General features: G+C 54.1%; 11 protein-coding genes and 1 pseudogene. 7 read left to right on the top strand and 5 right to left on the bottom strand.

Going from position 1 to position 11705, the window contains the following annotated elements; genetic code table 11:
* Positions 1-2 precede the first annotated feature (2 nt).
* The 5 genes from rsxG to gstA all read left to right on the top strand — a co-directional run bounded on the left by rsxG (position 3) and on the right by gstA (position 4750).
* Positions 3-623 carry an electron transport complex subunit RsxG gene (rsxG, locus tag ACJ69_RS05210; RefSeq protein WP_029740313.1) on the top strand — a complete coding sequence of 207 codons (621 nt, stop codon included), beginning with the start codon at positions 3-5 and terminating at the stop codon, positions 621-623.
* Between the two features lie 2 nt (positions 624-625).
* Entirely contained in the window at positions 626-1312 is a 687-nt protein-coding gene (locus tag ACJ69_RS05205) for an electron transport complex subunit E (RefSeq protein ID WP_029740314.1), read from the top strand.
* The gene (gene nth / locus ACJ69_RS05200; RefSeq protein ID WP_008500570.1) at positions 1309-1944 is read left to right on the top strand and encodes an endonuclease III; all 636 of its coding nucleotides are present in this window, start codon (positions 1309-1311) and stop codon (positions 1942-1944) included. The genes ACJ69_RS05205 and nth overlap by 4 nt, the downstream gene beginning before the upstream one ends.
* Positions 1945-2535: 591 nt before the next feature.
* Positions 2536-4044 (top strand): dipeptide/tripeptide permease DtpA, encoded by a 1509-nt coding sequence (gene dtpA, locus ACJ69_RS05195; RefSeq protein WP_032657721.1) that lies wholly within the window; start codon positions 2536-2538, stop codon positions 4042-4044.
* Between the two features lie 100 nt (positions 4045-4144).
* The gene (gene gstA / locus ACJ69_RS05190) at positions 4145-4750 is read left to right on the top strand and encodes a glutathione transferase GstA (protein WP_054829568.1); all 606 of its coding nucleotides are present in this window, start codon (positions 4145-4147) and stop codon (positions 4748-4750) included.
* A 60-nt stretch (positions 4751-4810) separates the two neighbouring features.
* Here the strand turns inward: gstA and pdxY are convergent, their stop codons facing one another.
* The 5 genes from pdxY to anmK all read right to left on the bottom strand — a co-directional run bounded on the left by pdxY (position 4811) and on the right by anmK (position 9393).
* Complete coding sequence (pdxY, locus tag ACJ69_RS05185; protein ID WP_054829567.1) at positions 4811-5671, bottom strand: pyridoxal kinase PdxY; 861 nt, start codon at positions 5669-5671, stop codon at positions 4811-4813.
* Positions 5672-5737: 66 nt separating this feature from the next.
* Positions 5738-7012 (bottom strand): tyrosine--tRNA ligase, encoded by a 1275-nt coding sequence (gene tyrS / locus ACJ69_RS05180; protein WP_059346606.1) that lies wholly within the window; start codon positions 7010-7012, stop codon positions 5738-5740.
* 125 nt (positions 7013-7137) lie between these two features.
* The gene (pdxH, locus tag ACJ69_RS05175) at positions 7138-7794 is read right to left on the bottom strand and encodes a pyridoxamine 5'-phosphate oxidase (RefSeq protein ID WP_059347809.1); all 657 of its coding nucleotides are present in this window, start codon (positions 7792-7794) and stop codon (positions 7138-7140) included.
* 57 nt (positions 7795-7851) lie between these two features.
* Positions 7852-8175, bottom strand: coding sequence for a C-type lysozyme inhibitor (gene mliC / locus ACJ69_RS05170; RefSeq protein ID WP_059346604.1), 324 nt, complete (start codon positions 8173-8175; stop codon positions 7852-7854).
* A gap of 93 nt (positions 8176-8268) precedes the next feature.
* On the bottom strand, positions 8269-9393 hold the full coding sequence (gene anmK, locus ACJ69_RS05165; protein ID WP_047648005.1) for an anhydro-N-acetylmuramic acid kinase: 1125 nt from the start codon (positions 9391-9393) through the stop codon (positions 8269-8271).
* A 255-nt stretch (positions 9394-9648) separates the two neighbouring features.
* Here anmK and slyB point away from each other — a divergent pair, with 255 nt between their 5' ends.
* Together slyB and ACJ69_RS05155 are read left to right on the top strand one after the other, a co-directional pair.
* Entirely contained in the window at positions 9649-10116 is a 468-nt protein-coding gene (slyB, locus tag ACJ69_RS05160; protein WP_023311367.1) for an outer membrane lipoprotein SlyB, read from the top strand.
* Positions 10117-10315: 199 nt separating this feature from the next.
* Positions 10316-11677 (top strand): annotated as a pseudogene (locus ACJ69_RS05155) (MASE4 domain-containing protein).
* Positions 11678-11705: the final 28 nt, after the last annotated feature.

Here is an 11705-nt window from a genome sequence, read left to right as displayed (position 1 = left end):
CCATGTTAAAAACGATGCAAAAACACGGCGTCACGCTGGCTGTCTTCGCCGCGGTCCTGACGGGGCTGACGGCACTGGTGAATGCGTTAACCAAAACGACCATCGAAGAGCAGGCTTCAAAGCAGCAAAAGGCGCTGTTCGATCAGGTGATCCCGTCAGATTTCTACGATAATGACCTGCAAAAGAGCTGCTTTGTGGTAGACGCGCCGCAGCTTGGGAAAGGCCCGCACCGCCTCTTTATTGCCCGCAAAGGGGATAAACCGGTAGGCGCGGTGATGGAAGCGACGGCGCCCGACGGCTATTCCGGCGCCATTCAGCTGCTTGTCGGCAGCGATTTCTCCGGCACAATACTGGGTACCCGCGTGACGCAGCATCATGAAACGCCGGGCCTGGGCGATAAAATTGAAACCCGTCTGAGCGACTGGATTTTGCACTTCGCCGGTAAAGTTATCCATGGCGAAGGGGATACCGCATTTGCGGTGAAGAAAGACGGCGGCGAGTTCGACCAGTTCACCGGCGCGACCATCACGCCGCGCGCCGTGGTGAACGCCGTAAAACGAGCCGGGCTGTATGCCGAAACGCTGCCCGCGCAAATCAACAATCTTCCGGCCTGTGAGGAGTAATCATGAGCCAGGTTAAAGAGGTTATTGTCCAGGGATTGTGGAAGAACAACTCCGCTCTGGTGCAGCTTCTGGGGATGTGTCCACTGCTGGCGGTAACGTCCACCGCCACCAACGCGCTCGGTCTGGGCCTGGCAACCACGCTGGTGCTGACCCTGACCAACCTCTCCATCTCCGCCCTGCGCCGCTGGACGCCGTCGGAAATTCGTATTCCGATTTACGTCATGATCATTGCGTCGGTGGTCAGTATCGTCCAGATGCTGATTAACGCCTACGCGTTTGGCCTGTACCAGTCGCTCGGGATCTTTATTCCCCTGATCGTCACCAACTGTATCGTCGTTGGCCGTGCGGAAGCGTTCGCGGTGAAAAACAGCCCCGCCATGTCGGCGCTGGATGGTTTTTCCATTGGAATGGGCGCCACCTGCGCCATGTTCGTGCTGGGCTCGCTGCGCGAGATCCTCGGTAACGGTACGCTGTTTGACGGCGCAGATGCGCTGCTGGGCGGCTGGGCCAAAGCGCTGCGCGTTGAAGTGTTCCACACCGATACGCCATTCCTGCTGGCGATGCTGCCCCCTGGCGCGTTTATTGGCCTTGGCATGATGCTGGCGATAAAATATCTGATTGATGAGAAACGTAAGCGCCGCGCGGCTGAGCGTGGCGTTCTGGAAGGGACACCCGAGAAGGCTTCATGAATAAAGAAAAGCGCATTGCGATCCTGACCCGTCTGCGGGACGAGAACCCGCACCCGACGACGGAGCTGAATTTTACCTCCCCGTTTGAGCTGCTGATCGCCGTGTTGCTCTCTGCGCAGGCGACCGATGTGAGCGTCAATAAAGCCACTGCCCTGCTCTATCCGGTCGCCAATACGCCGAAAGCCATGCTGGAGCTGGGCGTGGAAGGCGTGAAGTCCTATATCAAAACCATCGGCCTGTTTAACAGCAAAGCCGAAAATGTCATTAAGACCTGCCGGATCCTGCTGGAACAGCACGGGGGTGAAGTACCGGAAGATCGCGCCGCGCTGGAAGCCTTACCGGGCGTGGGGCGTAAGACTGCGAACGTGGTGCTCAACACCGCGTTTGGCTGGCCGACCATCGCCGTGGATACGCATATTTTCCGCGTGTCTAACCGGACTAACTTCGCGCCGGGGAAAAATGTTGAGCAGGTCGAAGAGAAGCTGTTAAAGGTGGTTCCAGCCGAATTTAAGGTTGATTGCCATCACTGGCTGATTCTGCACGGTCGCTATACCTGCATTGCCCGTAAGCCTCGCTGCGGCTCCTGCATTATTGAAGATCTCTGCGAATACAAAGAAAAAGTGTATCCCTGATCGTCACAATCCCTTACCAAAAGAAGGGCTACCAGGCGCCCTTCTTTTGGCCGTTATTTGTCCGTCTTTCGCCTCCTCCAACCTGTCACTTGTTCGGTTGTTTAACGCTCAAACAGGTTAATACTTTTTTCATAGCCAAAAATTTCTATACATCTGTGATCGCGATCACCCTGATAACTTCATGTTGAATTTTTGTTGTCAAAATCCGCCTAAACCCTTTGTCTGGCAAGATACTCCCCCTCCATCACCGAAGATAAGACCAGCTATTTTTCAGAATATGGGCTATATCACTACGCTAAGCGACAAATAGCAGAACATATCGCCAAAGGCTGATCGAAGTGGGTTACTGCCAGTCGAAAAAACTACCTTTAATCATCGTATGAAATTTAACGCTGAATAACATTTATATGAGCCGACGATTATACCACCTCAGATATATGTAACAGATTATTACAAACGTATTGCCAGATGGGGCAGGATAGTGAACATTACCCGCCGTTTCTCCTCCCAATATAACTATAAGGCGTATGGACTACGGCCATCACGCTATGAACACCCCCGTTAATATGGGATGTAAAAAAAGAGGTATATGTGTCTACTGCAAACAATAAACCAACAGATGAAAGCGTGAGTCTCAACGCTTTTAAACAGCCTAAAGCGTTCTATCTCATCTTCTCTATTGAGTTATGGGAGCGTTTTGGTTATTACGGCCTGCAAGGGATCATGGCGGTTTACCTGGTAAAACAGCTGGGTATGTCCGAAGCCGATTCCATCACGCTGTTCTCTTCCTTCAGTGCTCTGGTGTACGGTCTGGTCGCTATTGGCGGCTGGCTGGGTGATAAAGTCCTCGGAACTAAACGCGTCATCATGCTGGGCGCCATTGTCCTGGCGATTGGCTATGGTCTGGTTGCATGGTCAGGGCATGATGCCGCTGTCGTGTATATGGGTATGGCGACGATTGCCGTCGGTAACGGTCTGTTCAAAGCGAACCCGTCCTCCCTGCTTTCTACCTGCTACAACAAAGACGATCCGCGCCTGGACGGTGCATTTACCATGTACTACATGTCCATCAACATCGGTTCGTTCTTCTCGATGCTGGCAACCCCATGGCTCGCGGCGAAGTTCGGCTGGAGCGTGGCGTTTGCGCTGAGCTTCGTGGGCATGCTGATCACCGTGGTGAACTTCCTGTTCTGCCGCAGCTGGGTTAAAGACTACGGTTCAAAACCTGACTTCGAGCCTGTGCATATGGGCAAACTGCTGGCTACCATCGTGGGCGTTGTTGTCCTCGCGGCAATCGCCACCTGGCTGCTGCACAACCAGGGTATCGCCCGTGCCGTTCTGGGCGTGGTTGCGCTGGGTATCGTGGTCATCTTTGCGAAAGAAGCCTTCGCCATGCAGGGCGCTGCCCGTCGTAAGATGATTGTGGCGTTCATTCTGATGCTGGAAGCGATTATCTTCTTCGTGCTGTATAGCCAGATGCCAACTTCCCTGAACTTCTTCGCTATCCGTAACGTTGAGCATTCAATCCTCGGTATCGCGTTCGAACCTGAGCAGTTCCAGGCGCTGAACCCGTTCTGGATCATGATTGGTTCCCCGATTCTGGCCGCTATCTATAACAAGATGGGCGACCGTCTGCCAATGCCGCACAAGTTCGCCGTGGGCATGGTGCTGTGTTCTTGCGCCTTCCTGGTGCTGCCGCTGGGTACCAAATTTGCCACCGACGCCGGTATCGTGTCCGTTAACTGGCTGATCCTGAGCTACGCGCTGCAGTCTATCGGCGAACTGATGATCTCCGGTCTGGGCCTGGCGATGGTTGCACAGCTGGTGCCACAGCGTCTGATGGGCTTCATCATGGGTAGCTGGTTCCTGACCACTGCGGGTGCGGCAATCATCGCAGGTAAGATTGCTAACCTGATGGCGGTTCCGGAAAACGTGACTGACCCACTGCTTTCCCTGAACGTGTACGGCACTGTGTTCATGCAGATTGGTATCGCTACTGCGGTTATTGCAGTTCTGATGCTGCTGACCGCGCCGAAACTGAACCGTATGACTCAGGACGACGACAAGACGGCTGAAGCAACCAAAACCGCTACCGCGTAAGATTATTGAGAAACGACGAGCCGCTAATGCAGATTAGCGGCTTTTTTTTTGTCCATTGGCGCACTAACATAGCTGAAACCTCAGCAAAAAGGAGTTACCGATGAAACTGTTCTACAAACCGGGCGCGTGCTCTCTTGCTTCCCATATCACCCTGCGCGAGAGCGGCAAAGATTTCACGCTGGATGGCGTTGATCTGATGAAAAAGCGTCTGGAAAATGGCGATGATTTTCTTGCCATTAACCCCAAGGGACAAGTTCCGGCTCTCTTGCTGGATGACGGTACTCTGCTGACCGAAGGCGTCGCGATTATGCAGTTCCTGGCCGATAGCGTACCCGATCGTCAGCTGCTGGCACCGGTCAGTACCGTTTCTCGCTATAAGACGCTGGAATGGCTGAACTACATTGCGGCCGAACTGCACAAAGGATTTACGCCGTTGTTCCGCCCGGATACGCCAGAGGAGTTCAAACCGACCCTGCGTGCGCTTCTTGAGAAAAAGCTGCACTACGTTAACGAATCGCTGAAAGACGAACAGTGGATTTGTGGTTCGCGCTTCACGATCGCCGATGCGTATCTGTTTACCGTGCTGCGCTGGGCGCGCGCGGTTAAGCTGAACCTGGAAGGGTTAGACCATATCGCATCGTATATGAAACGCATGACAGAGCGTCCTGCAGTAGCTGCGGCGCTGAAAGCGGAAGGGTTGAACTAACCGAGCGGCCTGTGTTGCCGGGTGGCGCTAACGCGCACCCGGCCTACACGTTTTGGCCGGTTATAACCGGGTTGCGCTGAAATAGTGCTCCGGCTTCGCGATACGATCCTGTGCCGCAACCACCTGCAGTTCATATTCCTGCATCTCTTTCGTCGCAATCATGATTTCGTACACCGCCGCGGTAACGTGCTCCAGCGCGTCGCGCATCGTCGCCCCCTGCAGTAATTTCACCAGCAGCAGACCGCTGGTGACATCCCCGACCCCAACCGGCTGGCGCAGGCCGAAATCCACCAGCGGACGGCTAATATGCCAGGCGTCATCTTTCGTTACCAGAAGCATCTCAAAACGGTCCTGGCTCAACCCTGCGCGGGCGAGATGTTTTACCAGCACCACCTCAGGCCCCTGAGCGATCAGCTCACGAGACGCGCTTACCGCCTCTTCAACGCTGTTAACCGGACGCTCGCAGAGAATTTCGAGTTCGACCAGGTTTGGCGCGATGATATCGCTGGCGGGCAGCGCGTGGCGGACGTGAAACTCTGCTACGCCTGGTGCCACGATGCAGCCTTTCTCCGGATGGCCCATGACGGGGTCGCAGAAGTATTTTGCCGACGGGTTTGCGGCTTTCACCTGGCGTACGATGCCGAGGATACGCTCCCCCTGCTCCGCTGAGCCGAGGTAACCGCTCAGCACGGCGTCACAGCGTTTGAGCTGGTCGATATCGGCAATCCCCTGCACAACCTCGGTGAGGTGCGAAGGCGGCATCACGCAGCCGGTCCATTTGCCGTATTGCGTGTGGTTAGAGAACTGCACGGTATTAAGGGGCCAGACGTTGACGCCGAGGCGACGCATCGGGAATTCCGCGGCGCTATTGCCAGCGTGTCCAAAAACAACGTGGGACTGAATGGCGAGGATGTTCTTCATTTTTTTCTTACCAAACCCTGAAAAAACAAAAGGGGCGTGGTTTCCCACGCCCCTGGAGACTGTTAATTATTTCCAGCAGACAAGGCAGTAGTTTTTCTTACCGCGACGCAGCAGCGTGTAGCGACCATACAGACGATCATCGTCAACGAAGGTGTATTCCGGGTCAGCCTGTTTCTCACCGTTGATGGTGATAGCGTTAGAGGCGATAGTTTTACGCGCCTGACCGCGCGAAGGCTGGAGCTCAGAGTCCACCAGCGCCTGCATCAGGTCAGCCCCTTTATCCATCTCAACCATCGGCACGCCGTCCTGCGCCAGCTGTTCGAAGTCCGCTTCGCTCAGATCGCTCAGGGTACCGTTGAACAGGCTTGCGGTAATGCGTTTTGCCGCAGCCAGACCTTCTTCACCGTGAACCAGTTTGGTCACTTCGTCCGCCAGCACGTACTGGGCGCGCGGCGCTTTACCGCTGTTCTTGTCTTCTTCTTCCAGCGCGTTGATCTCTTCGATGTCCATAAAGGTGAAGAACTTCAGGAAGCGGTAAACATCGGCATCCGCCGTGTTGATCCAGAACTGGTAGAACTTGTACGGGCTGGTTTTCTTCGGATCGAGCCATACCGCGCCGCCTTCGGTTTTACCAAATTTGGTGCCGTCGGCTTTGGTGATCAGCGGAACGGTCAGGCCGAAGACCTGGTTCTGGTGCAGACGACGGGTCAGATCGATACCGGAGGTGATGTTACCCCACTGATCGGAACCGCCAATCTGTAGGGAAACGCCGTGCAGCTTGTTCAGACAGGCAAAGTCATAACCCTGCAGCAGGTTGTAGGAGAACTCGGTAAAGGAGATACCCTGGTCGTCACGGTTCAGACGCTGCTTCACGGCCTCTTTGTTAATCATCTGGTTAACAGAGAAGTGCTTGCCGATGTCGCGCAGGAAGGTCAGCACGTTCATGCTGCCAAACCAGTCGTAGTTGTTCGCGGCAATGGCAGAGTTATCACCACAGTTGAAGTCGAGGAACGGTGCAACCTGTTTGCGGATCTTATCCACCCACTCCTGCACGGTATCTTCGGTATTCAGTTTACGCTCAGCGGCTTTAAAGCTTGGGTCACCAATCAGACCGGTCGCGCCGCCCACCAGCGCAACAGGCTTATGGCCCGCCATCTGGAAGCGTTTCAGGCATAACAATGGAACAAGATGCCCCAAATGCAAGCTGTCAGCGGTGGGATCGAAGCCGCAATAGAGCGCGATCGGGCCTTGCGCCAGTCGCTCTGCTAACGCTTCCTCGTCCGTCACCTGGGCCACGAGGCCCCGCTCTTGCAATTGTTTAATCAAGTTACTGCTTGCCATCAAATTCTCCATGTATAAACGACTGCACCTTTGCCGGTGCACGACTTTTCGCCTGATGCGAAAGGACCATAGAATAAAGCGCAAGCGCGGTGTGCGCTAGCGCTTAAATCAACAAATTTCGGGGATTACGGTGCCAGTCTGTCGATTTTCCAGCCGCCATTCTCGCGCTGGTATAAAAAGCGGTCGTGCAGGCGATGTTCGCCCCCCTGCCAGAACTCCATCTGCTCAATCGGGATGCGGAACCCGCCCCAGAAACTTGGCAGAGGAATTTCACCCTGCTGGAACTTCTGTTTCAGCTCCAGGAATTTACTTTCCAGCACGCCGCGGGCAGAAATTCGGCTGGACTGTTTTGATACCCAGGCGCCAATCTGGCTGTCGCGCGGACGGCTGTGGAAATACTTCACCACTTCCAGCGTCGAGAGACGTTCCGCCTTGCCGGTGACCATTACCTGACGTTCCAGCATGTGCCAGGGGAACAGCAGGCTGATACGCGGATTGTTTTCTAAATGGTGCGCCTTGCGGCTGCCGAGGTTGGTATAGAACACCAGCCCTTTCTCGTCATAATGCTTGAGCAATACGATGCGCTGATACGGTTGACCGATTTCATCCACCGTCGCGACAACCATGGCCGTTGGATCGGCGAGTTTCGCTTCGCAGGCCTGTTTCAGCCAGCGTTCGAAAAGCACGAGGGGTTCAGCGGGAAGATCCTGGCGACGCAGGCCGCCTTTAGTGTATTCACGGCGCAGATGCGCAATTTGCTGCAGTTCGTCGTTATCTGACATGGCGTTAGCTGACATTGAGAGTGGGTGGCGCTATTGTGCGCCGCCCCTGTAAAAATCTCAACGCTTCGGATTTTCGAGCTGGCAATTGTTCAGCACAATGCGGTCGCGTTTGTAGACCGTAGCGCTTTCGCCTTTTGACCAGAAGACGTAGATACCGTCGGTATAACGCGCGCCGGAAGCCGACATGCCCTGCTTCAGCGTCAGCAGTTTATTGTCGTAAACAAAGCTGGCTTCCTGGCGTGGGTTATTCAGCTTCACGGTCAGCGGTTTTTCGTCGCAGCGATACTCCAGCGTATCGGTCTGCATGCGTTCAAGGAGCTGGTTATAAACGCTGCATCCTGACAGCAACAAAGGCGCGGCAATAAGAAGAAGTTTTTTCATGGGCGTATTCCGAAGACTTTCCTGGTCCTGGAGGGCATGGCTGCCCTCCTGTTTCGTTCCATTCTAACGATGACGCGCCGCGCTGAATTTCAGTTAACTCTGATTATGACGAGGATTTGCCGGGAAAATCGCCCCGAGGACGCTCGCTTCACGTGCACCGGTTACCGACGGCAAGTTGCCCGGCAGTCCGGCAATGGTGCGCCAGGCAAGCCAGGCGAAGGCCAGCGCCTCCATATCATCACCGCTGATGCCTGCCTCATCGGTCGTGGTCACTTCGGTACCCGGCAGTAGCCCCGCAAGACGCGCCATCACCAGCGGGTTGCGGCTTCCTCCGCCGCACACCAGCAGGCGTTCACATCCGCCGCTGAGCAGAACCTGTTCGGAGATCGACACGGCCGTCAGCTCGGCAAGCGTCGCCTGGACATCCTGCGGCGCGAGCGCCGGGAATGGTGCCAGCTGACGCTCAAGCCAGCCTAAGTTGAAGTATTCACGCCCCGTGCTCTTAGGGGCCGGCAGGGCAAAATAAGGGTCGCTTAGCATCGACTGCAGCAGCGGAATAATCACTTTCCCCCCGCTCGCCCACTCGGCGTTTTTATCATACGGTTGTCCGCACTGCCGCCAGATCCAGGCATCCATTAGCATATTGCCCGGGCCGGTATCGTAGCCGCGGACGGGCTGCCCCGGGATGAGCATCGACAGGTTGGCAATCCCGCCAATGTTGAGCACCATGCGACGTTCTGTAGGGTGCGCCAGTAACGCCTGATGGAACGCGGGCACCAGCGGCGCGCCCTGCCCGCCAAGGGCGATATCGCGACGACGGAAATCGCCTACTACCGTCACGCCCGTCTTTGCCACAATCTGGTTGTTATCGCCGATTTGCAGGGTATGCGGGGCATCTCCTCCGGGCTCATGCCAGACCGTTTGTCCGTGACACCCGATGGCCACCACGTCCTGCGGGCGAAGATGTTCTTTTTGCATCAAAGCCTGCACCGCATCCGCAAACAGCGCCCCCAGGCGAACATCAAGCTGTCCAAGCTGGGAGAGGGTTAGCTGCTGCCCCTGACAGATACTCAGAATATCCTCTTTCAGTGAAATGGGGATTGGCCAGGTCAGGCTCGCCTGCTGCGCCACCATGTTTTCGTCAATGGCGGCCAGAACGACATCTACCCCATCCAGACTGGTGCCTGACATCACCCCAATGTAGCGACCCGATTTCATGCGCTTTCCTTACGTTGCGTGGGCTAAGGATATCCACTCAACCATAAACGGCGCAGCTTTGCCATCCGGCGATAATATTTTTTAACAATGTCAGACGGGTAACGCGGGCGGATCCTGTTTATGTCTCGTTAAGTCAAATTCAAGTACAATTTTCTTATTGTTAGTGCAAAGATATGAACTATGGCCCCTTATGCCATATAATTTAGCCATAACGGATGCCCCCAATCGGGCGTTTTTGGTGAACAGGAGATTCAAATGATTTTACGTGTACTGGGCGTTTCGCTGATTGGTTTAACTCTGGCTGGCTGTGTGAATGACAGTTCACTTTCTGGCGACGTTTACAGCGCTTCTGAAGCGAAACAGGTTCAGAACGTGACTTACGGTACCGTTGTTAACGCACGTCCTGTACAGATCCAGGGTGGTGATGAAAGCAACGTAATGGGTGCAATCGGCGGTGCCGTTCTGGGTGGTTTCCTCGGTAATACCGTCGGTGGCGGTACAGGACGCTCGCTGGCAACAGCCGCAGGCGCCGTTGCGGGTGGCGTAGCCGGCCAGGGCGTTCAGGGTGCGATGAACAAAACCCAGGGCGTAGAGCTGGAAATTCGTAAAGACGACGGCAGCACGATCATGGTTGTACAGAAACAAGGCAGCACTCGCTTCTCTGCAGGCCAGCGCGTTGTTCTGGCAAGCAACGGAAGTCAGGTAACCGTTTCTCCACGTTAATTAAAAATGGATGTGGTCATCAGGCCACATCCATTTACATTATTTATCACTCCCACAAATACATTTACAAAATACATTCACCTCACCAATTATTAACCACGCCATATATTGTTTCTGCGCAAAGTATTTAGCGTGCTAATTGATTACACTCTCCGCAATATCCTCACCTTAATTCATTATAAAGTCATTAAAACCGTATATGTATGCGAATCATCGTTCTGTAAAGGGTCGTTATATCTCGTTCTGTCTAGGTTGTATTGCTGTTATCGGCATATTACACGCCCTGTTTTCAAAAATTGCCGAATGGGTTCCAACCTTTTCGTCTCACTTGTTCCCTACGCTCACCATTTTTTTACTGGTGTTTGATCTGTTTATTGCCTGCTTTATGGCAATGAAATACTGGTGTGACCGAAAACGGTTGTATCTGGTATCGCTCGCTTTTGCCTTTGCCGGGTCGGCATCGCTGATGGTCGGAACGCTGTGCAGCTTTCCCGCCTGGCTGGACCTCTATCAGTTCAACGCGGTGAACTACAACGATGCGATGATCTTCTATATGTTCCGCCATCTCTTAATGGCGGTGCTAATAATCGTTTCGGCAATACTCTATACCACGCGCAATTGTCCCCTTTCGCGGCTGGCGCATATCGCTATTGTGAGCGGAGAGTTTCTCTTTACCGTCTTTGCAGTAGGTTTGGCCTGGATGTATTCCAGTCATTCTTCCTTTTTATCCATTGATCTTGTGGATAATGAAACCCGTGAGTTTATGGTTCTCTGGAGCCACTTCATTAATATTGCATTAATTGCACTCTGGGTGGTGACATTAGCCACGCTGATGTTTATTACGCGCATACGCAACTTATTCTGGGTGGGCGGTAATTTTCTGTGCGTCTGCTATATCGTCACGCTCTCAATGCTGTTAGTGGGTGGACATGTTGAAGATGTCTCCTGGTATCGCGCTCGCTTATTTGAAACCGTCGCCACGCTGATGATCATTTTTGTTCTGCTCTACGATGTTTTCAGGCTGTATCGCGACTCGCACGTTAAGTATCAGCAGTCTTACCAGAACTCCATTCGCGACCCGCTGACGCGCCTGTATAACCGCAGTTATTTTTATGAAACGTTAAAGCAGGCGCTGGATATCGCCAAACCCAGCCGCCCGGTTTCCGTCATCGTCAGCGATCTCGATCGCTTCAAGCGTATCAACGACACCTACGGGCATCTTCAGGGCGACAAGGTCCTGCAGTTTGTCGCTAATCTGCTGATGGATTCCGTGCGCCCCTAGGACATCGCGGCCCGTATCGGTGGTGAGGAGTTCGTTCTGATGCTGGGCAACACCTCATCAGACGCGGCGTACCAGGTGGCGGAACGCATAAGGTTAAATCTCAGCAGCTTCGATAACAGCAGCAGCGGCGGTCAATTACCGGAGCCAATCACCATCAGCATGGGGGTGTTTACGGCGACGTCAGCCGCAGTAGCCGCAGAAACGTGTGTGGAAAATGCCGACAAAGCGATGTATGAAGCGAAGGAGACCGGCCGTAACCGCGTGGTGGTCTTTAAGTAAAAAAAAGGCCTTGCTGCTGCAAGGCCTT

This window comes from Enterobacter asburiae (assembly GCF_001521715.1).
Lineage (GTDB): Bacteria > Pseudomonadota > Gammaproteobacteria > Enterobacterales > Enterobacteriaceae > Enterobacter > Enterobacter asburiae.
The sequence above is the reverse complement of the archived record's forward strand: the minus strand, read 5'-3'. Positions and strand labels throughout refer to the sequence as shown.